The following is a 25,932-nucleotide window of genomic DNA, read 5'->3' on the forward strand; positions in this document are numbered from 1 at the left end:
ATCCCCTGGGCATCGGGCAGCATGTCCCCCATGTCCGTACTGACGCGCGACGCAGCGCAGACCCGTGCCAAGCTCCTCGACGTCCACCGCTACACCATCGAGCTCGACGTGAGCGGCGCAGACGACACCTTCGACTCCCGTACCGTCATCCACTTCACGGTGCGCGGGGACCAGGAGACCGCGGACACCTTCGTCGAGATCAAGCCGGCCGAACTGCGCTCCGCCACCCTCGACGGACAGCCCCTCGACCCGGAGGCCCTGGACGGCAACCGACTGCCGCTCACGCACCTCACCGCGGGCGAGCACGAACTGCGCGTCGACGCCACCATGCACTACTCCCGCACCGGCGAAGGCATGCACCGCTTCACCGACCCCACCGACGGCGAGACCTACCTCTACACCCAGCTGTTCATGGACGACGTACAGCGCGTCTTCGCCGCCTTCGACCAGCCCGACCTCAAGGCCGTCTTCGATCTGTCCGTCACGGCACCCGAAGGCTGGACCGTCCTCGCCAACGGAGTCACCGAACACCTCGGCAGGGGCCGGTGGAAGGCCGCCCCCACCCCGCCGATCTCCACCTACCTCGTCGCCGTCGCCGCCGGACCCTGGCACTCCGTACGCACCGAACACCGCGGCCTGCCCTTCGGCATCCACTGCCGCCGCTCCCTGGCCCCCCACCTGGACGCCGACGCCGACGAAATCCTCGACATCACCCGCGCCTGCTTCGACCGCTACCACGAGAAGTTCGAGGAGCCCTACCCCTTCGACTCCTACGACCAGGCGTTCGTCCCCGAGTTCAACGCCGGCGCCATGGAGAACCCGGGCCTGGTCACCTTCCGCGACGAATTCGTCTACCGCTCCGCCGTCACCGACGCCGAACGCCAGACCCGCGCCATGGTCATCGCCCACGAGATGGCCCACATGTGGTTCGGCGACCTCGTCACCCTGCGCTGGTGGGACGACATCTGGCTGAACGAGTCCTTCGCCGAGTACATGGGCTACCAGACCCTCACCGAAGCCACCCGCTTCACCGACACCTGGACCGACTTCGGCGTCGCCCGCAAATCCTGGGGATACGACGCCGACCAGCGCCCCTCCACCCACCCCGTCGCCCCCGACCCGGACGCCGTCCCCGACACCGCCTCCGCGATGCTCAACTTCGACGGCATCTCCTACGCCAAGGGCGCCTCCGCCCTCCGGCAACTCGTCACCTGGCTGGGCGAAAAGGACTTCCTCACCGGCATCAACACCCACTTCGCCCGCCACAAGTTCGCCAACGCCTCCCTCGCCGACTTCATCGACTCCCTCGCCGGCGCCACCGAACGCGACGTGCCCGCCTGGGCCGACGCCTGGCTGCGCACCACCGGCGTCGACACCCTCACCCCCACGATCACCCCCGCCGACGACGGCACCTGCACCCTCACCATCGACCACCAAGGCAGCCGCCCGCACCGCATCGCCGCCGGCCTCTACGACCGCGACCTCACCGACGGCAGCCGGCTCACCCTGCGCGAACGCGTCGAACTCGACGCCCCGGGGACCGCCACGAAGCCCATCGGCAAACGCCCCGCGCTGCTCCTCCTCAACGACAGCGACCTGTCCTACGCCAAGGTCCGCTTCGACCCCGACTCCTTCGCCACCGTCCGCAGCGCCCTCTCCGGCCTGCCCGACCCGCTCACCCGCGCCGTCGTCTGGAACGCCCTGCGCGACGCCGTACGCGACGGCGGCAGCTCCCCGGACACGGCCCCCGAACCCGCATTCCCCGCCGCCGCCTACGTGGAGACCGCCCGCGCCCACCTCCCGCGCGAGACGGACCTCGCCCTCGTCCAGGGCGTCCTGTCCTTCGCCTCCGCGCACGTCGCCGACCGCTACCTCCCCGCCACCGAGCGGCCCGCCGCCCTCGCCACCCTCACCGACCTGTGCCGCGACCTGATCCGCCGCACCGAGGACGGCTCCAACCCCGGCCTGCGCCTCACCGCCGTACGCCACTTCATCGACGTCGCCGCCCACCCCGACACCATCAGCGCCTGGTTCTCCGAAGGCACCGTCCCCGGCGGACCCGAACTCGACCCCGAACTGCGCTGGCGCATCCTCGGCCGGCTCGCCGTCCTCGGCGCCATCGACGACGCCGTCATCGACGCCGAACTCGTCCAGGACCCCAGCGCCACCGGCCAGGAAGGCGCCGCCCGCTGCCGCGCCGCACTGCCCGACCCACAGACCAAGCGCGCGGCCTGGGAGTCGATGTTCACTTCCGACGACCTCTCCAACTACCTCTTCACCGCCACCGCCCAGGGCTTCTGGCAGCCCGAACAGGCCGACCTGGTCAGCGAGTACGTCGAGCGGTACTGGACCGACGCGGTCGCCGTCGCCGCCCGCCGCGGTCCCGCCATCGCCGAGGCCGCCGGCCGCTGGGCCTTCCCCGTCCACGCGGTCTCCACCTCCACCCTCCGCCTCGGCGAGACCTGCCTCCGCGACGCCGACCCCATCCCCGCCCTGCGCCGCAAGCTCGTCGACCAACTCGACGACCTGGCACGGGCGTTGCGCGTCCGGGAGTCGTGAGGCAATTCCGAAAGCTCCGAGGACCGGCCGTCCGGCGAGCACGGCCACGAGCCCTACGCCCAGCGGTGTAGGGCGGCTGGTCCCATCCGCCGACGCGGCGGGCTGATCATCCCTCCTAGGCTCGACAGCGACCAGGGATGATCAGCCCGAGGAGGAACCCGTGATCGTTGTGACCGGCGCCACTGGGAACGTGGGCCGTGCGCTCGTCGACCGGCTGACCGCCGAAGGCCGACCCGTACGCGCCCTGACCCGCGACCCGGGACGGGCCGAACTCCCCGCCGGGGCCGAGGTCGCCCGCCTCGACCTGAGCCGACCGGCCGCCCTCTTCGACGGCGCGTCCAAGCCGTCCAGGCTGTTCCTCCATGTGCAGGCCACCGGTGATCGCACCGAAGCCGTCCTCGACGCGGCCCGCACGGCCGGCGTCCAGCACGTGGTCATGCTCTCGTCGGGGATCATCAAAGAGGGCGCCGACGAGACCCACCCCATCCACGCCTGGCATGCCGGGATCGAGAAACTCGTCCGCAACAGCGGGCTGACCTGGACGTTCCTGCGCCCCAACGCCTTCTCCGTGAACGCCTTTCAGTGGGCGCCGCAGATCCGCGCAGGCGACACCGTCCGGGGCCCCTTCGAAGGCGCCCTCTCGGCCCCCGTCCACGAGCACGACATCGCCGCCGTCGCCGCCCACGCGCTCCTCGACGACGGACACGCAGGCGCCGTCCACCGCATCACCGGCCCCGAAGCGGTCACCACCGGCGAGCAGATCGCCGCGATAGGCCGGGCGGTCGGCCGCGACCTGCGCTTCGTCGAGATCCCCCCGCACGAGGCCGGCAAGCTCTTCCCGCACGTCCCGCCGGAGATGCTCCAGCCGCTCCTCAAGTCCTTCGAGGCCTCCGTGGGCGTACCACCGGAGATCACCACGACCGTCGAAACGGTCACAGGCATCCCCGCCCGCACCTTCGCCACCTGGGCCGAGGACCACCGCGACGACTTCACGGCCTGACGCTCGGCGCGGACGTGCGCTTCGCAGGGGAGCGGCCGCCCACGACGGGGGCGGCCTTGAACGGCGGGGAGAGGAACCCTCGGCGGCGGGGAGAGGAAACACGGCCTCAAGAGGCGGGCCGAGCAGGCCGAGTTGAAGGTCTCACCTCGCCGCCGGGGGTCCCGCCGACAGCTGGGAGACCGCTTCCCGCCGCTGAGAACCCGCTCCCCGTCCCTTCGCCCCGTCAGCCGGCCCGGCCCCCGCGACACCGGGCGCCCGCCCGGCACTTATCGATCGTCCATGCGTCAACCGGTCGGGCCGACGTCACCCCTAGCATCCCGGCCCCTCCCACACGTTTCCCCCGCACGGCAGTACCCCCTTTCGGGTTCCGGTCGTTGGGCTTTCCGGGCGCGTCGACCCACACGCGTACAGGCTGGAACTCCCTGCCTTGCGCCCCCGGAGGACCCCATGAGCACGCCGCCGCCCCTCGCCTCAGGACCCGAAGGCCCCGACGCACTGCGGCCGTTGCTCGACACCGTCCTCGACGCCCTGCGCGAAGGAACCGAGGCGCGTGGCGGACCGCTGCCCGCGGGAGGGCCGGAAGCGGTGGCCCGGCAACTGCGGGACGCGGTGGGGGAGGCACTGCCCCAGGAAGGCACCGAAGACGCCCTGCGCATCCTCGTACGAGCCCTCGCCGAAGGCGCCGCAGACCCCGCCGACCCCCTCTGCGCAGCCCACCTCCACTGCCCACCCCTCGCCATCGCGGTCGCCGCCGACCTCGCCGCCAGCGCACTCAACCCGTCCCTGGACTCCTGGGACCAGGCCCCCGCCGCATCGGAACTGGAAGCACTCGTCACCCACACCCTCGCCCGCGAGGTGTACGGCACCGAAGCCGCCTCCCTCGTCACCACCGGCGGCACCGAATCCAACCAACTCGCCCTCCTCCTCGCCCGCGAGGCACACGCCGGCGTCCAACTCGTCTGCGGCGCCAACGCCCACCACTCACTGCACCGCGCCGCATGGCTCCTCGGCCTGCCCGACCCCGTCGTCGTCCCCGCACCCGCCGGCACCATGGACCCCGCCGCCCTGGACGAAGCCCTCACCGAACTGCAGGGCCCCCGCGGCTCCTTCCTCGTCGCCGCCACCGCCGGCACCACCGACGCCGGACTCATCGACCCCCTGCCCGACATCGCCGACCTGTGCGAGGCCCACGGCACCCGCCTGCACATCGACGCCGCCTACGGCGGCGGCCTCCTGTTCAGCGACCGCCACCGCAACAAACTCAACGGCCTCGCCCGCGCCCACACCGTCACCCTCGACCTGCACAAACTCGGCTGGCAACCCGTCGCCGCCGGCCTCCTCGCCGTACAGGACCCCCACGACCTGCACGCCCTCGACCACCACGCCCACTACCTCAACGCCGACGACGACACCGACGCCGGACTGCCCGACCTCCTCGGCCGCTCCCTGCGCACCAGCCGACGCCCCGACATCCTCAAAATCGCCGTCACCCTCAAGACACTCGGACGCACAGGAGTCGGCGCACTCGTCGACCACGTCTGCGCACGAGCGGCAGAACTGGCCGACCTCCTCGCCACCCACCCCGGCTTCGAGCTCTACGACACCCCGACCATCAGCACCGTCGTGTTCCGGCCCGCCGAAGCCTCCGACGACACCGTCGCCGACGTACGCCGCACCCTCCTCACCGAAGGCCACGCCGTACTCGGCCGCGCCGCCCTCGACGGCCGCCTCTGGCTCAAGGCCACCCTGCTCAACCCCCACACCCGGCCGGGCGACCTGGCCGCGCTCCTGAAACTGGTGGAAGGACACACACCCCGATGAGCCCGACGCCCCACCCCCCGCACCACGAACCCGAAGCACCACGCGACCTCGTGGGCATCGGCATCGGCCCCTTCAACCTCTCCCTCGCCGCCCTCGCCCACCCCCTCCCCGAACTCGACACCGTCTTCTACGAACAGCGACCCGGCTTCGACTGGCACCCCGGCCTCCTCATCGACGGCGCCACCCTCCAAGTCCCCTTCCTCGCCGACCTGGTGACCCTCGCCGACCCCACCAGCCCCTGGTCCTTCCTCCACTACCTCAAGGACCGCGACCGCATCTTCCCCTTCTACTTCGCCGAGCGCTTCCACATCCAGCGCGCCGAATACGACGCCTACTGCCGCTGGGTCAGCGACAACCTCCCCGGCCTCCACTTCGGCCACCAGGTCGACGCCGTCCGCTGGAACCCCGAACGCTCCCTCTTCGAAGTCGACTTCACCCAACTCGACACCGACGGCGAAGCCGAAGCCCTCGGCCGCACCTACACCCGCAACATCGTCCTCGGCGTCGGCACCGCCCCCTACATCCCCGACGCCCTCAGACCCCTCGTCGAAGCCCCCGGCGTGCCCGTCATCCACGCCGCGGACTACCTCAAACACCGCGACCAGTTCCTCACCGCCGAACACATCACCGTCATCGGCGCCGGACAGTCAGGCGCCGAAGTCTTCCTCGACCTCCTGCGCAACCGGCCTGCCGGACACGAGAAAATCCACTGGCTCGCCCGCACCGAAGCCTTCGCCCCCATGGAGTACTCCAAACTCGGCCTCGAACACTTCACCCCCGACTACACCCGCTACTTCCACGGCCTCCCCGAACCCGTACGCGACCGCCTCGTCGCCGCCCAGTGGCAACTCCACAAAGGCATCGACGCCGACACCATCGCCGCCATCCACGACGAGCTCTACCGCCGCACCGTGCACGGCGGCTGGCCCGACGCCACCCTCACCCCCGCCGTCCAAGTCCGCACCGCAGGCCGCGTCGCCACCACCAAGGTCGAACTCCACCTCGAACACGTCCAGCAGGGCACCCGCTCCCGCCTCACCACCGACGCCGTCGTCCTCGCCACCGGCTACCGCGAACGCCCCCTCGGCCGCATCCTCGCCGGCCTCGACCCCTACCTGCGCCGCGACAGCTCCGACCGCCCCCGCATCGACGACCGCTTCCGCCTCGTCCTCGACCCCTCCGTCGCCGGCCGCGTCTACGTCCAGAACGCCGAACTCCACACCCACGGCGTCGGCGCCCCCGACCTCGGCCTCGCCGCCTGGCGCAGCGCGACCATCCTCAACTCCCTCACCGGCAAAGACCCCTACCCCCTGCCCGACCGCACGGCCTTCACCACCTTCGGACTCGACCCCCAGCCCCACATCCCCACCGCACGCCGGTCCCAAGTCCTCACACCCCTCATCGACGGACGCTGAGCAACCCGTCACCGGCAAGCCCCCTCCGACCAGCGGCCGCAACACAAAACCCCGGGCCGCAACCAAGGCGGCCCGGGGCATGAACACCGGTCGGAAAACAGGCGGAGCCCGCTCAGAAAACGAGCTCAGGTCAGAGGACGAGCGCACTCAGGTCAGAGGACGGACGGACTCAGGTCAGAGGACGAGCGGACTCAGGTCAGAGGACGGACGGACTCAGGTCAGAGGACGAGCGGACTCAGGTCAGAGGACGGACGGACCGACCCCGGTCAGAAGACCGGCGTGCCGTCCCGCGTCAACTTCCAGTCCACCGAAGCGAACTCCTTCGGATCCAGCGAACCCTTCGCCGTCACCCACTCCGCGATCCGCGTCCGGATCTCCGTCGACTCCGACCACAACTCCTTCGCCGACGCCACATACGGGAACGCACCCCCACCGTTCGCCCGGTAGTTGTTCACCGCCAACACGAACTGCTGCGCGTCATCCAACGCCGCACCGTTGAACGTCAGATTCTTGATCCGCGCACCCGCCGCCTGCGCCACATCGATGTCGTACCGCAGCCCCGACACATAGTCGTAGTTGTAGTCCGGCCGGTTGTTCGCATTCGTCAGCTTCTCCGGGTCGACCACCGCACCCGCCGCCGTCTGCACGAAATACTCCGCCGAATACTCCAGATACGCCCGCACCTGCGCACCCGTCAGCAACTTCGCGACCAACGTGTTGTCGTACACATACAGGCCCGACAGATCCCGGATCGTCACCTGACCCGCCGGAATCTGCGACGTCCGCGAGAACGGCGAAGCCTGCGCGATCACCGGCAGCGACGCATACTCCGTCCCCGCCAACGCCGCCCTGACCACGTCCTCCTGCACCTTCGTGATCAGATCGATGATCGGGGCGTCCTTGTAACGCGCCTCCACCGTCGTCAACGTCTCCGTCGCCGTACCGACGACCTGGTTCACATACTTCACGACCGCCGCATGCTCATCCTTCAACAGCTTCGTGATCTCCGGATCATCGGCGACCGACTTCGAGTCCCGCAGCGACGCCGCCACCGACTCGACCTGCCACCGCCCCTTCTCGAAGACCAACTCGAAGTCGAAAACGCTCAGCCGCTCCGCATAACAAAGCGGCTCCGACAGCACGACCGTCTTCCCCGACTTCGCGTTCGTGACCTTCAACTCCGGGATCTCCACATGCGCATGCCCCACCAGGATCGCGTCGATCCCCGGCACCTGCTGCGCCACCAACGCCGCCGAATTCTCCACATACGGCAACTGATCACCGTACGACGACGTCCCCGACGAACCACTGTGCGCCGACACCACCACCACGTCCGCACCCATCGACCGCAGCTTCGGCACCCACTTCGCCGCCTGCTCCTCAAGCCCCGGGAACGTCAACTTGCCCTGCACATACGCCTTGTCCCAGATCGCGATACCAGGATTCGTCAACCCCAGCACGGCCACCTTCACCGGCGGCAGACCCGGCACATGGAACCGCTTCATGAAATACGGCGGGAAAGCCGGCTTCAACGTCTTCGCATCCAGCGCATTCGCACCCAACAACGGGAAATCGCACTGCGACTCGAACTTCCGCAACGTCTCGATGCCGTAGTTGAACTCGTGATTCCCCAGAGCCACCGCGTCGTACCCGATCGCGTTCATCGCCTGCGCCATCGGATGCACCGGACCACCCTTGGCGGTGATCGGATCCACCTTCGCGTAGTAATACGTCAGCGGTGTGCCCTGAATCGTGTCGCCCGCGTCCAGCAGCAGAGTGTTACGGCGGCCCTTCTCCTTGCGGATCTGCGCCACCAGCGTCGAGATCCGGGCCAGACCCATCGCATTGCCCGCCGCGTCGGAATACTCCGCGTTCTTGAAATAGTCCCAGTTGAAAACATGCCCATGAAGATCGGTCGTGCCCAGCACCGTCAACGCATACCGCTTCACGTGCTTCCTGCCCCCCTCGGCCACCGCCGCCCGAGCGGCCGGCGCACCGACCGCACCGGTCAACGCCACCCCCGCACCCGTCACAGCGGACCTCTTCAGGAACTTCCGGCGGTTCAACGGCATGTCCACAACTCCTCGGGCGTAAGTCGATGACGCGCGTAGATTCTGACCCACCCGCCACACCCCCGAACAGGCCCCGCAGGTTGCGATCTGATGACCGCCGGCCACCACAACCCGCCCCCCGGTGACAGAGTGGGACGTATGACCCCCACCCCCGACGACCCCCGCCCCGCCGTCCCCTACGGCACCCCCGACGCCCCCCGCATCGCCGTCCGCGGCGAAGCCCACCTCGAAATCGACCCCGAAATCGCCCGCATCGGCATCACCGTCAGCGCCCGCGGCACCGACCGACAAGACACCCTCGCCGACCTCACCCGCCGCAACACCACCGCCCTCGACCTCATCAAAAGCCACACAGAAGCCGTCGAACGCCTCGAAACCGGCGCCCTCTCCATCAGCCCCGAACTCACCAAACACGGCCGCGGCGAACGCATCCACGCCTACCACGGCCGCGTCCACATCACCGCCGAACTCACCGACTTCACCGTCCTCGGCGAACTCACCACCCGCCTCGCCGACCTCGACCTCACCCGGGTCGACGGCCCCTGGTGGGCACTGCGCCCCACCTCACCCGCCCACCGCCAAGCCCGCCAACAAGCCGTCCGCGAAGCCGTCCAACGCGCCCGCGAATACGCCGAAGCCCTCGGCACCACCCTCACCGCCCTCGTCGAACTCGCCGACATCGGCGCCGAGAACACCCAGCCCTACCCCACCACCGCCGGCCGCGGCATGCGCTCCATGGCCTACGACGCCACAGCCGAAGAAACCGCACCACTCGACCTCGAACCCCAACGCCAAACCGTCTACGCCCAGGTCAACGCCCGATTCACCATGGCGCCCCCAACGCTGTAAAACCCAAACGCTCATCAGAGCACCCCGGCGCACGATTCAACACTTGTCAAGAGCGCTTCACCCCAAGGCCGTTGAGCAGTCACACCCGACCAATTCCCTACCCACCGGTAAGGCCTAGGCTCAAACCATGCGCCGAGCAAAAATCGTCTGCACTCTGGGCCCCGCCACCGACTCGTACGACCAGATCAAAGCACTGGTCGAAGCCGGAATGGACGTAGCCCGCTTCAACCTCAGCCACGGCACCTACGCCGAACACGAGGAGCGCTACCAACGCGTACGAAAAGCCTCCGACGAAAGCGGCCGCAGCGTAGGAATCCTCGCCGACCTTCAAGGCCCGAAGATCCGACTCGGCAACTTCGCCGAAGGACCCGTACTCCTTGAACGCGGCGACACCTTCACCATCACCGTCGAAAACGACGTAGCCGGCGACCGCCACACCTGCGGAACCACCTACGACGGACTCGCCACCGACGTCACCACCGGCGAACGCATCCTCGTCGACGACGGCAAAGTCTGCCTCGAAGTCACCTCGGTCGACGGCCCCCGCATCCACACCACCGTCATCGAAGGCGGCATCGTCTCCGACCACAAAGGCCTCAACCTCCCCGGCGTCGCCGTCTCCGTCCCCGCCCTCTCCGACAAGGACGAAGCAGACCTCCGCTGGGCCCTGCGCACCGGCTTCGACGTCATCGCCCTCTCCTTCGTCCGCAACGGACGCGACATCGACGACGTCCACCGCATCATGGACGAAGAAGGCCACCGCCTCCCCGTCATCGCCAAAGTCGAAAAACCCCAAGCCGTCGACAACATCGACGACATCGTCGCCGCCTTCGACGGCATCATGGTCGCCCGCGGCGACCTCGGCGTCGAAATGCCCCTCGAACAGGTGCCGATGGTCCAGAAACGCGCCATCAAACTCGCCAAACGCAACGCCAAACCCGTCATCGTCGCCACCCAGATGCTCGACTCGATGATCGACAACTCCCGCCCCACCAGGGCCGAAGCCAGCGACGTCGCCAACGCAGTCCTCGACGGCACCGACGCCGTCATGCTCTCCGGCGAAACCAGCGTCGGCAAATACGCCGTCGAAACCGTCCGGACCATGGCCCGCATCGTCGAAGCCGCCGAAGAGGACCTCCTCGCCCAAGGCCTCCCACCCCTCACCGAACGCAACAAACCCCGCACCCAAGGCGGCGCCGTCGCCCGAGCCGCCGCCGAAATGGGCGACTTCCTCGGCGCCAAGTTCCTCGTCGCCTTCACCCAGTCCGGCGACACCGTCCGCCGCCTCTCCCGCTACCGCTCCCCGATCCCCCTGCTCGCCTTCACCCCCGACCCGGCGACCCGCTCCCAGCTCAACCTCACCTGGGGCGTCGAAACGTTCCTCGGACCCCACGTCGACTCCACCGACGCCATGGTCGACCAGGTCGACGAACAACTCCTCCGCATCGGCCGCTGCCGCAAGGGCGACATCGTCGTCATCACCGCCGGCTCCCCACCCGGCGTCTCCGGCACCACCAACCTCGTCCGCGTCCACCACATCGGCGAGGACGACAGCCCCAAGTAGGGACGTCAGTACTTGGGGCCTACGTGGGTATCCATGAGGGCGACGGAGGCCTTGCGGGCGATGGAGATGTTTCGTGAGTTGGGCTGTTTCCAATCGACGCCCAACTTGTCGAGGGTGTCTGTGAAGAGCCGGATGATGTCGGTCGACACATTGGTGAAGAAGTAGCGCGGGTACTCGTAGCGTTTGGGCTTTCCGCCTACGACGCGAGTTGTCCAGTTGGTGATGCGGCAACCGTCGGAGTGGATGAGTCCGCGGATGAACTCCCATGGGTAGTCGTCGACGATTCCCTGCTGCCATGGTTCGAGAGCGATTACGCGCGCGTGCTTCTTACCGGAACCGTGCTGGGGGAACAGGCAGGGCCAGTGCTTGCTGTAGCAGGTGACGTACTGGCACCCCTGACGCTGGACGCGGAAGACCTTGTTGGCGGGGCGAAGGCTCTGCACAGCTTCGGCGCAGGCGTCGATGAGGCCGGGCCAGGCATCTGCGCACGCAACTCGGAGGAAGTAGACGCCTCTTCGCAACGCGCTGATGCACCCGTCGCCGAGGTAGAGACCCAGGAGGTAGGAGTACGCAGCCGGATTGTCGGGTGCCTCGGGGATGCCGCAGCATCGTGGACAGGGGCTTCCGCGACCCGGGTCGAGGGGTTCGATGCGAATCCGCCAGGAGCGGAGTGCGGCGCGGGAGACCCCGGTCTCTTTGCTCACCGAGTTCAGGCTGCGCCCCTGGTCGACCAGAGCAAGAGCTCGCTTGCGTGTGCCCATGTCGTACATGCGGCCACTCTGCGTGACTAAGGGCTACGGTGCGCAGCAAAAAGCGGATGTTCACGAGAATGTGGACATCCGCTTCCGGGTGGCAACCATGGAATCGAAGGAAAAGTGCCCCAGGTGGGATTCGAACCCACACTGTCCGCTGTTTGAGAGCGGCCTCTCTAACCAGTTGGAGTACTGGGGCCTTAGAAAGGAAGGGGGACCCTGCCCCCTCGGGTCACCACCTTACCGCAGCTAGGTACGCTCTTGGGAGCAGTACTTGCCTGCCCTGGAACGAGGAGCACCCCGTGACCGCCCCCGAGTCGCCCCAGCCCATAGACGCGCCCGACGACGACAAGTCGCACGTGCCTCCGCTGACGACCCGTGTCGTCATTGCCGAGGACGAGGCGCTGATCCGTCTCGATCTGAAGGAGATGCTGGAGGAGGAGGGCTACACCGTCGTGGGTGAGGCGGGTGACGGTGAGCAGGCCGTGGAGCTGGCGCGGGAGCACAAGCCGGATCTGGTGATCCTCGACGTGAAGATGCCGAAGCTGGATGGCATCTCGGCGGCGGAGAAGATCGCCGAGGAGTCGATCGCTCCGGTGTTGATGCTGACTGCGTTCTCGCAGCGTGATCTGGTGGAGCGGGCGCGTGACGCGGGTGCGATGGCGTATCTGGTGAAGCCGTTCAGCAAGAGTGATGTGGTGCCGGCGATTGAGATGGCGGTGTCGCGGTTCACGGAGTTGAAGCAGTTGGAGGCTGAGGTTGCGGATCTCAGTCAGCGGTTGGAGACGCGGAAGCTGGTGGATCGTGCGAAGTCGGTGTTGCAGACGCAGTACGGGCTGACGGAGCCGGCGGCGTTCCGGTGGATTCAGAAGACGTCGATGGATCGGCGGATGTCGATGCAGCAGGTGGCGGAGGCGGTTATCGCGGATGCCGAGGAGAAGAAGTCGGCGAAGGACCAGTAGGACTGGTTCGCGCGTGTACGGCGAGAGGCCCGCACTCCTGGCGAGGGGTGCGGGCCTCTTCGTATGCCCGAAGGGGGAGCGGGGACGGGGTCAGTCCTCGCCGAGGTAGGCCTTGCGGACGGATTCGTCGTGGAGGAGGTCTTGTCCGCTGCCGGAGAGGACGATGTTGCCGACTTCCATGACGTGTCCTTGGTCGGCGAGGGAGAGCGCTGCTTGGGCGTTCTGTTCGACGAGCAGGATGGTGGTGCCTTGGGCTTTGAGTTCGATGATGGTGGCCATGATTTTCTGCATCATGATCGGCGAGAGGCCCATGGAGGGTTCGTCGAGCATGAGGAGTTTGGGTTGGGACATGAGTGCGCGTCCCATGGCCAGCATTTGTTGTTCGCCGCCCGAGAGGGTTCCGGCGGCCTGTTTCCTGCGTTCTCCGAGGATGGGGAAGAGGTCGTAGGCGCGCTGGATGTCTTTTTCGATGCCTGCTTTGTCGGTGCGGAGGAAGGCGCCGAGCTGGAGGTTTTCGGTGATCGTCAGCCGGGGGAAGATGTGTCGGCCTTCGGGGGAGTGGGCGAGGCCGAGGGCGACGATTTTGTGGGCGGGCGTTCCGGCGAGGGGTTTTCCGTCGAAGAGGATGCGGCCTGAGCTGGGCTTGAGGAGTCCGGACAGGGTGCGCAGGGTGGTGGTCTTGCCGGCGCCGTTGGTGCCGATGAGGGTGACGACCTGGCCGGCTTCGACGGTGAAGGAGATGCCCTTGACGGCTTCGATCTTGCCGTAGGCGACCTTGAGGTCTTCGACCTCGAGCAGTGCGGTCACTGGGCGCTTCCTTCCTTGCTGGTGGTGCTCTGTGCTCCTGTCGCTCCGGATGCTTCGGCGGCTTCGACTTCGGCGAGTTCGTCGGCGCCGGGGGCGCCTTCGAAGGGGGTGCCGAGGTAGGCGGCGATGACGCGTTCGTCGCCTTGGACGACTTCGGAGGTGCCTTCGACGAGTTTTTCGCCTTGGACGAGGCAGGCGACGCGGTCGCTGAGGTTGAAGATGAAGCGCATGTCGTGCTCGATGACGAGGACGGCGATGCCTCGGTCGCGGATGGCGAAGACGAGTTCTTCGGTGGCTCGGGTTTCCTGGGGGTTCATGCCGGCGGTGGGTTCGTCCAGGAGGAGGAGTCCGGGTTCGCTGGCCATGGCGCGGGCGATTTCGAGCTTGCGTTGTTCGCCGTAGGGGAGGTTGCGGGAGAGGTGGTCGGCTTTGTGGGCGAGGCCGATGAATTCCAGCAGTTCCATGGCGCGTTCGCGGGATGTTGCTTCTGCTTTGCGGAAGCCGGGGCCGCGGAGGAGGGCGGACCAGAGGCCTTCTTTGGTGCGGGTGTGTCGGCCTACGAGCACGTTTTCCAGGACGGTCATGTTGGCGAAGAGCCGGATGTTCTGGAAGGTGCGGGCGATGCCTGCTGCGGTGACGAGGTGGGGTTTGGGCGGCAGGACGGTGCCTTTGTAGGCGACGGTGCCTTCGGTGGGGATGTAGAGGCCGGTGAGGCAGTTGAAGAAAGTGGTTTTGCCGGCGCCGTTGGGTCCGATGAGGCCGACGATTTCGCCGCTGTTGACGGTGAGGTCGACGTTGCGTACGGCGGTGAGTCCGCCGAAGCGCATGGTGACGCCTTTGGCTTCGAGGACGGGGCTGGTGGCCGTGGTGGTGGTCATGTGGGTCACGCCCCTGCCTTGGTGACGCCGACGGTGGTGTCGGGCAGGCCTTGTTCGGGGATGTCGAGTTGGCCGGTGTCGTGGAATTCGAGCTGGCGGCGGCGGTTGGCGATGATGCCTTCGGGGCGGAAGCGCATGAGGATGACGAGCGCGATGCCGAAGGCGAAGAGTTGGTACTCCTTGAGGAAGCCGAGCTTCTCGGGGAGGAGGTAGAGCAGGGTGGCGCCGAGGATGGGGCCGTTGACGGTGCCCATGCCGCCGAGGACGACTGCTGCGAGCAGGAAGGCGGAGTTCGGGGGCACGGAGCCGGCGAACTGGTAGGGGGCGGGGTTGACGCTGTAGCCGACGTGGGCGCTGACGGTACCGGCGAGGCCGGCGAGGGAGGCGCCGAGGGCGAAGGCGATGAGTTTGACGCGGAAGCCGTTGATGCCCATGGCGGTGGCGGCGGTTTCGTCTTCGCGGATGGCGATCCAGGAGCGGCCGATGCGGGAGTCGGCTGCGCGGTTGAAGACGACGACGACGATGCCGGTGATGATCAGCATCAGCAGGAAGTAGTTCGCGAATCGGCCGAGGGTGAGGCCGCCGATGTCGTGGGCGTTCCCGAGGTTGAATCCGAAGATGCTGAGGTCGGGGATCATGGAGATGCCGTTGGGGCCGTTGGTGAGGTTGGGTCCGCTGGCGCCGTCGAGGTTGTTGACGGTGATGCGGAAGATCTCTCCGAAGCCGAGGGTGACGATGGCGAGGTAGTCGCCGCGCAGTCGCAGGGTGGGGGCGCCGATGAGGACGCCGAAGACGAGCGATGCGGCCATGCCGGTGAGCATGGCGGCCCAGAAGGGGAACTGGACGCCGGAGAAGCGGGAGAATTCGGAGCCGGAGACGAGGGCTGCGGCGTAGGCGCCGACGCCGAGGAAGGCGACGTATCCGAGGTCGAGGAGTCCGGTGAGGCCGACGACGATGTTGAGGCCGAGGGCGACGGTGGCGACGACGAGGATGTTCACGCCGAGGTTGGCGTTGTGTTCGTTCTTCTCGACGAAGGGGAAGATCGCTGCGGCGAGGAACGCCATGGAGGTGGCGAATCCTTGGTGGCGGGCGTTGAGTTCGGCGCAGCGGTCGAAGAGTCCGGCGGCGAGGAGTGCCCAGGCGCCGAGGACGACGAGGAGCAGGTAGCCGATGAACGTTTCGCTGGCGTCGGGGTCGACGCCGATGCCGTAGGTGAAGACGAGTAGGGCGATGGCGGTGGCTGCGGTGATGACGAGGCGTTCGCCCCAGCCGGGGAGTTTTTTCGCTGCGGGGATGTTTTCGGCTTTGCCGACCCAGTCCTTGAAGGTGTTGCCGGGGCTGGGGAGGGCGAGGGCGCCGAGGAGGGCGATGAGTGAGGCGACGGCGGCGATGTAGGCGCCGGGGTCGAGTGCTACGAGGCCTTTGAGGTCGACGGCGATGGCGATGGCGCTGAACCAGCTGACGCTGAACGCGGCGGCGGCGGCGAGGGCGATGGGCTGGGTGGCGCCTGCGGGGTTGAGCCAGCGCAGGCCGCGGACGTTCCAGAGGGTGAGTGCGTAGAGCAGGGTGAGGAGGCCGGCGACGAGGTCGAGGATCTGCAGTCCGGCGGGGGAGCCGTAGTAGGTGAGGTCCCCGGGGAAGTCGGCGGTGTAGGTCCAGGACATGAAGGTGCTGGCGATGGTGCCGACGGCGCCGAGGGTGATGAGGGCTCGGGCGGCGGGCTGGGGGAGTCCGATCAGGCCGCGCGGGGTGTGCACGGTTGGGGCCGTGGTCTTCTCGGTGGTTGCCATGGTGTTCACGCCCTGTCCGCGACGCGTTCGCCGACTAGGCCTTGTGGCCTGAACAGCAGTACGAGGATGAGGAGTACGAAGGCCCAGACGGAGGACCAGCCGCCGCCGCCGAGCTGCTGCATGCCGGGGATGCCGTCGATGTAGGAGGTGGCCATGGTTTCGGCGAGGCCGAGGACGAGGCCGCCGATCATGGCGCCGTAGATGTTGCCGATGCCGCCGAGGACGGCTGCGGTGAATGCCTTGAGGCCCATCTGGAAGCCCATGTTGTACTGGATCGAGCCGTATCGCAGGCCGTAGGAGACGGCGGCTACGGCGGCGAAGAAGCCGCCGATGGCGAAGGCGATCACGATGATCTTGTTGGTGTCGATGCCCATGAGTTGGGCGGTGTCCGGGTCCTGGGCGGTGGCCTGCATGGCGCGGCCGGTGCGGGACATGCTGACGAAGAGGGCGAGGGCTGCCATGCAGAGGGGGGCGGCGACGATGACGAAGAGGGCGCCGCTGCTGATGTTGATGGAGCCGAGGTGCCAGGGGCCCGCGTTGATCTGGGGGAAGTTGCGGTCGGTCTTGGCGTCCGGGTACCAGTTGAAGACGGCCTGCTGGAGGGCGAGGGAGAGGCCGATGGCGGTGATGAGGGGTGCGAGGCGTGGTGCGCCGCGTAGTGGTCGGTAGGCGAAGCGTTCGGCTCCGACGGCGATGAGGACGGAGACGAGTCCGCCGCCTATGAGCATGGCCGGCAGGGCTATCCACATGGATGTGCCGTCGGGCAGGACGTAGAAGTAGACCGTGAGAGCGCCGAAGCCTCCGGTCATGAAGATCTCGCCGTGGGCGAAGTTGATGAGCTGGACGATGCCGTACACCATCGTGTAGCCGATGGCGATCAGCCCGTACATCGAGCCGAGGAACAGCCCGTTGGCCAGCTGCTGCGGCAGGATGTTCACCGCATGGCCTCCATGTGGTGGGGAGTGTTGAGCAGGGCGTATGAATCGGGCCGCGCGGTGACGTGTGGTCAGTGCCGCGCGGCCCTTGGGTGGTGCCTAGGACGTGTCCGGCGGTTCAGGGTCGGATTGGCCCTAGCGGTGGTGCGGTCAGCCTTCGAAGGTGCCGCTCTTGACGGCCTTCCACTTGCCGCTGACGACCTGGTAGACGGTGAGCTGCTTGTTGGTGGTGTCGCCGTACTCGTCGAAGGCGACGGGGCCGGCGATGCCGTCGAACTTGGTCTTCTGCACCTCGTCGACGACCTTCGCGCGGGCGTCGGAGGGGACCTTGCCGTCCTTCACGACGTTGCCGATCGCCTTGATGATGGCGGTGGCGGCGTCGTAGGAGTAGCCGCCGTAGGTGCCGTAGTCGCCCTTGAGGCCGGCGGCCTTGTACTTCTTGATGAAGTCGGCGGCGGAGGGCAGGGAGTCGACGGGCTGGCCGACGGAGGTGACGAGGTCACCTTCGGAGGTCTTGCCGGCGGTCTCGATGTAGGTGGGGGTGAACATGCCGTCGCCGCCGAAGAGCGGGACCTTGGCGCCGGCGTCCTTGAGCTGCTTGGTGAGCTTCTCGGACTCGTCGTACTGGCCGCCGTAGTAGACGAGGTCGGCCTTGGAGTTCTTGATCTTGGTGACGAGGGCGGAGAAGTCCGTGTCGCCGGTGTTGACGTGGTCCTCGCCGGCGACCTTGCCGCCCGCCTTGGTGAAGCCGGCCTTGAACAGCTTGGCGAGGCCGGCGCCGTAGGTCTGCTTGTCGTCGACGACGAAGACCTTGCGCTTCTTCAGCTTGGTGTAGGCGTAGTCGGCCGCGAAGCCGCCCTGGAGGGCGTCGGTGGTGGCGGTGCGGAAGTACGTCTTGAAGGGACGTGTCTTCTTCGTCTGCCAGTTCTTGCCCTGGGTGAGCTCGGGCGCCGTGTTGGAGGGCGAGATCTCGACCAGGTTGGCGGTCGCGAAGACCTGCTGCATCTGGGTGGCGACGCCGGAGTTCAGCGGGCCGACGACGCCGAGGACCTTGTCGTTGCCGACGAACTGGGTGGCGTTCTGCTGGCCGCTGGCCGGGATCGCCTTGTCGTCGAGGGCGACGACCTTGAACTTCACGCCGGGGACGAGCTTGTTCTTGTTGGCGTCGTTGACGGCGATCTGGACGCCGCCCTGGATGCCGAGGCCCGTGGCGGAGTTCGCGCCGGTCAGAGGCGCGTCGACACCGATGACGACCTCGGTGTCCCCGCTGCTGCTCCCACCCTTGTTGTCGTCGCGCGAACCGCAGGCAGTCAGCGTGAGTGCTCCCGTGGTGAGCACGGAGGTGAGTATGACCAAAGAACGGTGTCGCACGTTTAATCCTCTCCCTGGCGCAGCAGCCCTGCTGAGCTGCCGTGTGTCTCGCCGGGCCGTACTGGGGTGGTACAGGTGCCGTGCTGCAGACGCGCCCGGCGGCGCGGTGACTGGCCGTGACTCTAAGCCCGTCTGTGGGCGGCAGCATCGCCGTGGGCTGGCTTGTGACTTTCTTGTTATGACGTGCCGGTTGGTGAGCATCTCGGAACGGGGCTCTCAGCCGGTTTGGCGGGAATTCCGCAGAGTCCACATTTTGAGAATCCGCACTTCCGGTTGTGCGTGGGCGGGGGTGCGCCTAGATGTCGTCGCAGGTCGAGTGGAGGAGTGCGGAGAGATCGCGGGAGTAAGGGTCGCCGAAGATAAAACTGTGCTGCTGTATTGCGTCCGTGTTACGCAGCGTTACGTCGAGAATGGGGAGCTCGGGGTCGAGGGGGAGTCCGGAACAGCGGGATACGGATATGTGCACCGTGAGCCGCTGGGTTGTTCCGGAGCGGACGGTGAACGGTGTATCGGGGGTGGTGAGGGTGCGGAGTCCCGTGAGGGTGGTGCTGATCGTGTCGACGGTGACGGGGGGCCCGTGGCGCACGGTGACTTCGAAGAGGAAGTCGCCGGTTGGTTCGGTGGCCGGGGTGCCGGCAATTCCCAGGTAGCGGACGTCGGTTACGGCCGAGGGCCGGGGTGGTGGCGGCTGGTCGGGGGGTGCGGCGGCGGGCGGCTGCGGGATCAGCAGGACGGCTGCGGTCGCGGCGGCCACGGCGCCGGCCGCGAGGGCGCCGTGGCGTACGCGCGGCGGCAGTGCGTGCCAACGGTCGGACAGGCGGGGGGAGTCGGTGCCGATGATGTCGTGATCCGGCTCCGCCCGGGGGGAGTTGGTGCCGGTGGGGTCGTCGGCCGCCGTCGCCCTGGTGGGGTCGGCGGGTTCGACGGGCCCGGTGCCGCTCATGGCCGCAGCCTCATGGGGGAGACGGTAGGTGGCGCGGCCCGGGCGGGGAAGGTTTCGGTCAGTCCTGGGTGCGGGCGGGCTGTCCGTCGCCGGGGTGGAGGTCGCGCAGCAGGCAGGTGAGGCGGGCGGTGCAGACGCGCTTGTCGTTCTCGTCGGAGATGACGATCTCGTAAGTGGCGGTGGAGCGGCCCCGGTGTACGGGGGTGGCGATGCCGGTGACGAGTCCGGAGCGCACGCCTCGGTGGTGGGTGCAGTTCAGGTCGACGCCGACGGCGATCTTGGAGCTGCCGCCGTGCAGCATGGCGCCGACGGAGCCGATGGTCTCGGCGAGGACGGCGGAGGCGCCGCCGTGCAGGAGGCCGTAGGGCTGGGTGTTGCCCTCCACGGGCATGGTGGCCACGACGCGTTCCGCGGAGGCCTCGATGATCTGCAGGCCCATGCGGGTGCCGAGGTAGCCCGCCGAGAACAGGGCGGACAGGTCGACGCCGAGGGTCGCGTACTCGTCGATGACCTCTTGCGGGAACTTCACGGTGTGCTGCTCGCCCATCGGGCCCGACTCCGTTCGTCGTGGATCATTTCGTCGTGGATCACTGGTGGTGACCAAACGCTCAGTCGGTTGCCGATTGTTCCAGACGTACGACGACGGACTTGCTGGCAGGGGTGTTGCTGGTGTCGGCGGTCGCGTCGAGCGGGACGAGGACGTTGGTCTCCGGGTAGTAGGCGGCGGCGCAGCCGCGGGCGGTCGGGTAGTGCACGACCCGGAAGCCGGGGGCGCGTCGCTCCACGCCGTCCCGCCACTCGCCGACCAGGTCGACGTAGGAGCCGTCGGCGATGCCGAGCGCGCGGGCGTCCTCGGGGTTGACGAGGACGACCCGACGGCCGTTCCTGATGCCGCGATAGCGGTCGTCGAGGCCGTAGATCGTGGTGTTGTACTGGTCGTGGGAGCGCAGGGTCTGCAGCAGGAGGCGGCCCTCGGGGAGCGCCGGGTACTCGACGGGGGCGGCCGTGAAGTTGGCCTTGCCGTTGGCCGTGGGGAAGCGGCGGGCGTCGCGCGGGGCGTGCGGGAGCGTGAAGCCGCCGGGGTGGGCCACGCGCGCGTTGAAGTCGTCGAAGCCGGGGATGACGCGCGCGATGCGGTCGCGCACGGTCGCGTAGTCCTTCTCGAACTCCTCCCAGGGCGTACGGGACTCATGGCCGAGGACGTGGCGGGCGAGGCGGCACACGATGGCCGGCTCGGACAGCAGGTGTGTGCTCGCGGGCTCCAGCCGGCCGCGTGAGGCGTGCACCATGCCCATGGAGTCCTCGACGGTCACGAACTGCTCGCCGCTGCCCTGAAGATCACGCTCCGTGCGGCCGAGGGTGGGCAGGATCAGCGCCCGCGCGCCCGTGACGGCGTGGGAGCGGTTGAGTTTCGTCGACACGTGCACGGTCAGGCGGGCGCGCCGCATGGCCGCCTCGGTGACCTCCGTGTCCGGTGAGGCGGACACGAAGTTGCCGCCCATCGCGAAGAAGACCTTCGCCTCGCCGTCGCGCAGGGCGCGGATGGCCCGTACGACGTCGTAGCCGTGCTCGCGCGGCGGGGCGAAGCCGAACTCCTTCTCCAGGGCGTCGAGGAAGGCGGGGGCGGGCCGCTCGAAGATGCCCATCGTGCGGTCGCCCTGCACGTTCGAATGGCCGCGCACCGGGCACACACCCGCGCCCGGGCGGCCGATGTTGCCGCGCAGCAGAAGGAAGTTGACGACTTCGCGGATGGTCGGCACGGCGTGCTTGTGCTGGGTGAGGCCCATGGCCCAGCACACGATGGTGCGCCGGGAGGCGAGGATCATGTGCAGGGCTTCGTCGATCTTCGCGCGCGTGAGGCCCGTCGCGGTGAGGGTTTCGTCCCAGTCGGCGGCGCGGGCGGCTGCGGCGAACTCCTCGTATCCATGGGTGTGTTCGCGTACGAAGTCCTCGTCCACGGCTCCTTCGGTGTCGAGGATGAGCTTGTTCAGCAGGCGGAAGAGTGCCTGGTCGCCGCCGAGGCGGATCTGCAGGAACAGGTCGGTGAGGGCGGCGCCCTTGAGCATGCCCTGGGGGGTCTGCGGGTTCTTGAACCGCTCCAGGCCCGCCTCGGGCAGCGGGTTGACCGTGATGATCTGGGCGCCGTTCGCCTTGGCCTTCTCCAGCGCGGAGAGCATGCGCGGATGGTTCGTGCCCGGGTTCTGTCCGGCGACGACGATCAGGTCCGCCTTGTAGAGGTCCTCCAGCAGGACGCTGCCCTTGCCGACGCCGATCGTCTCGGTCAGGGCCGACCCCGACGACTCGTGGCACATGTTGGAGCAGTCCGGCAGGTTGTTCGTGCCGAGCTCGCGGGCGAAGAGCTGGTAGAGGAAGGCGGCCTCGTTGCTGGTGCGGCCCGAGGTGTAGAAGACGGCCTCGTCGGGGGAGCCGAGCGCGGCGAGCTCCTCGGCGACGATGTCGAAGGCCCGCTCCCAGGGCACCGCCTCGTAGTGGTCGGCGCCCTCCGCCAGATACATGGGGTGGGTGAGGCGGCCCTGCTGGCCCAGCCAGTAACCGCTGCGGCCGGCCAGGTCCGCCACCGGGTGCGCGGCGAAGAAGTCCGGGGTGACCCGGCGCAGGGTGGCCTCCTCGGCGACCGCCTTCGCGCCGTTCTCACAGAATTCCGCCGTGTGCCGGTGCTCGGGCTCCGGCCAGGCGCAGCCGGGACAGTCGAAGCCGTCCTTCTGGTTGACGCGAAGGAGCGTGAGCGCGGTGCGGCGCACGCCCATCTGCTGCTGGGCGATGCGCAGTGTGTGGCCGATGGCGGGCAGTCCGGCCGCGGTGTGCTTCGGTTCGGCGACCTGCGGCGCGTCCTGAACCGGATCGCCCTTGGGCGGCTTGCTGGCCATCGGTGGACCCCTTCGCAGGCACATGAGAAGTACGCCGTCGATCCTCGCACGCACCCATGACGCCGAGCGCTGCGCCGGATCCGGGACGGTCCGGACTGTCAGTGGCACGTGGCAGGATCGGGGGCGTGGCAGATACAGCATCGAAGAAGACCGAGAAGACCTCCGGCGAGAGCCGCCCGCGGCTGATGCTCATGGACGGGCACTCGCTGGCGTACCGCGCGTTCTTCGCGCTGCCCGCGGAGAATTTCACGACCGCGACGGGCCAGCCGACGAACGCGATCTACGGCTTCGCGTCGATGCTGGCGAACACGCTGCGTGACGAGGCTCCCACGCACTTCGCGGTGGCGTTCGACGTGTCCCGCAAGACCTGGCGCTCCGCGGAGTTCACCGAGTACAAGGCGAACAGGTCGAAGACCCCGGACGAGTTCAAGGGGCAGGTCGAGCTGATCGGCGAGCTGCTCGACGCGATGCACGCGGAGCGGTTCGCGGTGGACGGCTTCGAGGCCGACGACATCATCGCCACGCTCGCCACGCAGGCCGAGGCCGCCGGCTTCGACGTGCTGATCGTCACCGGCGACCGGGACTCCTTCCAGCTGGTCTCCGACCACACGACGGTGCTGTATCCGACGAAGGGTGTCTCGGAGCTGACCCGCTTCACCCCGGAGAAGGTCTTCGAGAAGTACGGCCTGACGCCGGCGCAGTACCCCGACTTCGCCGCGCTGCGCGGCGACCCGTCCGACAACCTGCCGGGCATCCCGGGCGTCGGCGAGAAGACCGCCGCGAAGTGGATCAACCAGTTCGGTTCGTTCGCTGAGCTGGTCGAGCGCGCCGACGAGGTCAAGGGCAAGGCCGGGCAGAACCTCCGCGACCACCTGGAGGCCGTCAAGCTCAACCGCCGGCTCACCGAGCTGGAGCGGAGCGTGGAGCTGCCCAAGGCGGTCGAGGAGCTGGAGCGCGCGGCGTACGACCGCAAGACCGTCGCGATGGTCCTGGACACCCTGGAGATCAGGAACCCCTCACTGCGTGAGCGGCTCTTCGCCGTCGACCCCGGGGCGGAGGAGGCCGAGCCGGCCCAGCCGGCCGCCCCCGGTGTCGCGCTGGACGGCAGCGTGCTCGGCGCGGGCGAGCTGAAGCCGTGGCTCGCCGAGCACGGCACGGCGGTTCTGGGCCTGGCCACGGTCGACGCGTGGGCGCTGGGCGCGGGTTCGGTGGCCGAGGTCGCGCTCGCCGCCGCCGACGGCGCGGCCGCCTGGTTCGACCCGTCCCAGGTGGACGAGGCCGACGAGAACGCGTTCGCGCGGTGGCTCGCGGATGCCGACAGCCCCAAGGTGCTGCACAACGCCAAGGGTGCGATGCGGGTCTTCGCCGAGCACGGCTGGACCATCGAGGGTGTGTCCATGGACACCGCGCTCGCCGCCTACCTCGTCAAGCCCGGCCGCCGTTCCTTCGCCCTGGACGCGCTGTCCCTGGAGTACCTCGGCCGGGAGCTGGCGCCCGCCGCCACGGCCGACGGCCAGCTCGCCTTCGGCACGGACGACCAGGCCGAGGCCGAGGCGCTGATGGTGCAGGCCCGCGCGATCCTCGACCTGGGTACGGCGCTCGGCGAGAAGCTTCAGGAGGTCGGCGCGGCCGACCTGCTGCGTGACATGGAGCTGCCGACCTCCGCGCTGCTGGCCCGGCTGGAGCGGCACGGCATCGCGGCCGACCGGGCGCATCTGGCAGCCATGGAACAGATGTTCGCGGGCGCGGTCCAGCAGGCCGTGAAGGAGGCGCACGCCTCCGTGGGCCACGAGTTCAACCTCGGCTCGCCCAAGCAGCTCCAGGAAGTCCTCTTCGGTGAGCTGGCCCTGCCCAGGACGAAGAAGACCAAGACGGGCTTCACCACCGACGCGGACGCGCTGGCCTGGCTGGCCGCGCAGACCGACCACGAACTGCCGGTGATCATGCTCCGCCACCGTGAGCAGGCAAGGCTCCGGTCGACGGTCGAGGGCCTGATCAAGACGATCGCGGCGGACGGCCGGATCCACACCACCTTCAATCAGACGGTGGCGGCGACGGGCCGGCTCTCCTCCACGGACCCGAACCTGCAGAACATCCCGGTCCGTACGGACGAGGGCCGGGCGATCCGTCGCGGGTTCGTCGTCGGCGAGGGCTTCGAGTCGCTGATGACCGCGGACTACAGCCAGATCGAACTGCGAGTGATGGCCCACCTGTCCGAGGACGAGGGCCTGCTCGAGGCGTTCACCTCCGGCGAGGACCTGCACACCACGGTCGCCTCCCAGGTGTTCTCCGTCGAGCGGTCCGGGGTCGACGCGGAAATGCGCCGCAAGATCAAGGCGATGTCGTACGGCCTGGCCTACGGTCTGTCGGCCTTCGGTCTCTCCCAGCAGCTGAACATCGAGGCGGGCGAGGCGCGCGCCCTGATGGACACCTACTTCGAGCGCTTCGGTGGCGTACGGGACTATCTGCGCCGCGTGGTCGACGAGGCGCGTGCCACGGGCTACACGGAGACGCTCTTCGGCCGCCGCCGTCACCTCCCCGACCTCAACAGCGACAACCGGCAGCGCCGCGAGACGGCCGAGCGCATGGCCCTGAACGCGCCCATCCAGGGCACGGCCGCGGACATCGTCAAGATCGCCATGCTGAACGTGGACCGTGCGCTGCGGGAGGTCGGCCTCGAGTCCCGGATGCTCCTCCAGGTGCACGACGAAATCGTCCTGGAGATCGCCCCCGGTGAGCGCGCCAGGACCGAGGAGCTCGTCCGCCGCGAGATGGCGGGCGCGGTGCAGCTGCGGGCCCCGCTCGACGTCTCCGTCGGCTCGGGACCCGACTGGGAGTCGGCGGCGCACTAGCCTCCGGCCCGGACGCGCGGCTCCCGGGGGCCTGAGCCCCCGGGACGGCTCCCGGGGACCGGCCCTGTCGCCGGTCCACCGGGGCCCCGAGCTTCGTCCGTCGCTTGGCGCCCGGGGGTCCAGCGCCCGCCGGGTGTGCGCGGCCGCCGGCGCCTCGGCCCCGCAGGTGTTCCCCGGCCCACCGACGGGGCTCGGGCCTCGTCCGTCGCCCGGCCCGCGGGTGGGTCCAGGCGCTGTCTCGCTGCCGGCCCGCGGGTAGGTCCAGGCCCGGTCCGTCGCCGGGTCAGCCGGTGAGCCCATGCCGTTTCCGTCGCCCGACCCACCAGCGGGCTCAGGCCCACCGTTGACCTGGCCGGTCCCGCGGCGGCACCTTCGTGCTGGTCGAGGCATGGACGGGACCCTCGCGCCGGTCGAGGCATGGACGGCACCCTCACGCCGGTCGAGGTGGGGACGGCACCCCCGCGCCGGTCAAAG

At 68.6% G+C, this 25,932-nt stretch carries 18 protein-coding genes and 1 tRNA gene; 8 read left to right on the forward strand and 11 right to left on the reverse strand.

The window, feature by feature from the left end; translation table 11 throughout:
• Positions 1 to 21: 21 nt before the first annotated feature.
• From pepN to ACFWM2_RS18200, 4 genes are all read left to right on the forward strand, one after another.
• Entirely contained in the window at positions 22 to 2,559 is a 2,538-nt protein-coding gene (gene pepN / locus ACFWM2_RS18185) for an aminopeptidase N (protein WP_383280279.1), read from the forward strand.
• Positions 2,560 to 2,719: 160 nt separating this feature from the next.
• On the forward strand, positions 2,720 to 3,559 hold the full coding sequence (locus tag ACFWM2_RS18190; protein WP_383280282.1) for an SDR family oxidoreductase: 840 nt from the start codon (positions 2,720 to 2,722) through the stop codon (positions 3,557 to 3,559).
• A gap of 447 nt (positions 3,560 to 4,006) precedes the next feature.
• Positions 4,007 to 5,380: a pyridoxal phosphate-dependent decarboxylase family protein gene (locus ACFWM2_RS18195; protein WP_383280284.1), complete on the forward strand. Its 1,374-nt coding sequence runs from the start codon at positions 4,007 to 4,009 to the stop codon at positions 5,378 to 5,380.
• A complete protein-coding gene (locus ACFWM2_RS18200; protein WP_383280287.1) occupies positions 5,377 to 6,795 on the forward strand; it encodes a lysine N(6)-hydroxylase/L-ornithine N(5)-oxygenase family protein in 1,419 nt (472 codons plus the stop codon). The genes ACFWM2_RS18195 and ACFWM2_RS18200 overlap by 4 nt, the downstream gene beginning before the upstream one ends.
• A gap of 266 nt (positions 6,796 to 7,061) precedes the next feature.
• On the opposite strand, the gene ACFWM2_RS18205 is transcribed toward ACFWM2_RS18200, so the two are convergent.
• Positions 7,062 to 8,867 carry a bifunctional metallophosphatase/5'-nucleotidase gene (locus ACFWM2_RS18205; RefSeq protein WP_383280290.1) on the reverse strand — a complete coding sequence of 602 codons (1,806 nt, stop codon included), beginning with the start codon at positions 8,865 to 8,867 and terminating at the stop codon, positions 7,062 to 7,064.
• 138 nt (positions 8,868 to 9,005) lie between these two features.
• Between ACFWM2_RS18205 and ACFWM2_RS18210 the strand changes: the two genes are divergently transcribed.
• Positions 9,006 to 9,716 (forward strand): SIMPL domain-containing protein, encoded by a 711-nt coding sequence (locus ACFWM2_RS18210; protein WP_383280293.1) that lies wholly within the window; start codon positions 9,006 to 9,008, stop codon positions 9,714 to 9,716.
• Positions 9,717 to 9,843: 127 nt separating this feature from the next.
• A complete protein-coding gene (gene pyk / locus ACFWM2_RS18215; protein WP_383280295.1) occupies positions 9,844 to 11,280 on the forward strand; it encodes a pyruvate kinase in 1,437 nt (478 codons plus the stop codon).
• A gap of 5 nt (positions 11,281 to 11,285) precedes the next feature.
• Here pyk and ACFWM2_RS18220 read toward each other — a convergent pair whose 3' ends face one another.
• Complete coding sequence (locus tag ACFWM2_RS18220) at positions 11,286 to 12,050, reverse strand: transcriptional regulator (protein ID WP_383280298.1); 765 nt, start codon at positions 12,048 to 12,050, stop codon at positions 11,286 to 11,288.
• Between the two features lie 106 nt (positions 12,051 to 12,156).
• Positions 12,157 to 12,231: transfer RNA gene (locus tag ACFWM2_RS18225), tRNA-Leu, on the reverse strand.
• Positions 12,232 to 12,334: 103 nt separating this feature from the next.
• Between ACFWM2_RS18225 and ACFWM2_RS18230 the strand changes: the two genes are divergently transcribed.
• A complete protein-coding gene (locus tag ACFWM2_RS18230) occupies positions 12,335 to 12,994 on the forward strand; it encodes an ANTAR domain-containing response regulator (protein WP_383280300.1) in 660 nt (219 codons plus the stop codon).
• Between the two features lie 90 nt (positions 12,995 to 13,084).
• Here ACFWM2_RS18230 and ACFWM2_RS18235 read toward each other — a convergent pair whose 3' ends face one another.
• The 8 genes from ACFWM2_RS18235 to ACFWM2_RS18270 form a co-directional block, all read right to left on the reverse strand.
• Positions 13,085 to 13,801, reverse strand: a complete 717-nt coding sequence (locus ACFWM2_RS18235) for an ABC transporter ATP-binding protein (RefSeq protein WP_383280304.1) — start codon at positions 13,799 to 13,801, stop codon at positions 13,085 to 13,087.
• The gene (locus ACFWM2_RS18240; protein ID WP_383280307.1) at positions 13,798 to 14,679 is read right to left on the reverse strand and encodes an ABC transporter ATP-binding protein; all 882 of its coding nucleotides are present in this window, start codon (positions 14,677 to 14,679) and stop codon (positions 13,798 to 13,800) included. Before ACFWM2_RS18240 ends, ACFWM2_RS18235 begins: the two co-directional genes overlap by 4 nt.
• A gap of 5 nt (positions 14,680 to 14,684) precedes the next feature.
• Positions 14,685 to 16,469 (reverse strand): branched-chain amino acid ABC transporter permease, encoded by a 1,785-nt coding sequence (locus tag ACFWM2_RS18245; protein WP_383280310.1) that lies wholly within the window; start codon positions 16,467 to 16,469, stop codon positions 14,685 to 14,687.
• A 5-nt stretch (positions 16,470 to 16,474) separates the two neighbouring features.
• The gene (locus tag ACFWM2_RS18250; protein ID WP_383280313.1) at positions 16,475 to 17,407 is read right to left on the reverse strand and encodes a branched-chain amino acid ABC transporter permease; all 933 of its coding nucleotides are present in this window, start codon (positions 17,405 to 17,407) and stop codon (positions 16,475 to 16,477) included.
• Positions 17,408 to 17,554: 147 nt separating this feature from the next.
• Positions 17,555 to 18,775 (reverse strand): branched-chain amino acid ABC transporter substrate-binding protein, encoded by a 1,221-nt coding sequence (locus ACFWM2_RS18255; RefSeq protein WP_383280315.1) that lies wholly within the window; start codon positions 18,773 to 18,775, stop codon positions 17,555 to 17,557.
• A 295-nt stretch (positions 18,776 to 19,070) separates the two neighbouring features.
• Positions 19,071 to 19,718: a hypothetical protein gene (locus tag ACFWM2_RS18260; RefSeq protein WP_383280318.1), complete on the reverse strand. Its 648-nt coding sequence runs from the start codon at positions 19,716 to 19,718 to the stop codon at positions 19,071 to 19,073.
• A gap of 58 nt (positions 19,719 to 19,776) precedes the next feature.
• Positions 19,777 to 20,265 carry a PaaI family thioesterase gene (locus ACFWM2_RS18265; RefSeq protein ID WP_383280321.1) on the reverse strand — a complete coding sequence of 163 codons (489 nt, stop codon included), beginning with the start codon at positions 20,263 to 20,265 and terminating at the stop codon, positions 19,777 to 19,779.
• 61 nt (positions 20,266 to 20,326) lie between these two features.
• Positions 20,327 to 22,606, reverse strand: a complete 2,280-nt coding sequence (locus ACFWM2_RS18270) for an FdhF/YdeP family oxidoreductase (RefSeq protein WP_383280324.1) — start codon at positions 22,604 to 22,606, stop codon at positions 20,327 to 20,329.
• 125 nt (positions 22,607 to 22,731) lie between these two features.
• Here ACFWM2_RS18270 and polA point away from each other — a divergent pair, with 125 nt between their 5' ends.
• The gene (gene polA / locus ACFWM2_RS18275; protein WP_383280326.1) at positions 22,732 to 25,458 is read left to right on the forward strand and encodes a DNA polymerase I; all 2,727 of its coding nucleotides are present in this window, start codon (positions 22,732 to 22,734) and stop codon (positions 25,456 to 25,458) included.
• The last annotated feature ends 474 nt before the right edge of the window (positions 25,459 to 25,932 follow it).

Origin of the sequence: Streptomyces sp. NPDC058371, from assembly GCF_042723265.1 — a bacterium.
Taxonomy (GTDB): domain Bacteria; phylum Actinomycetota; class Actinomycetes; order Streptomycetales; family Streptomycetaceae; genus Streptomyces.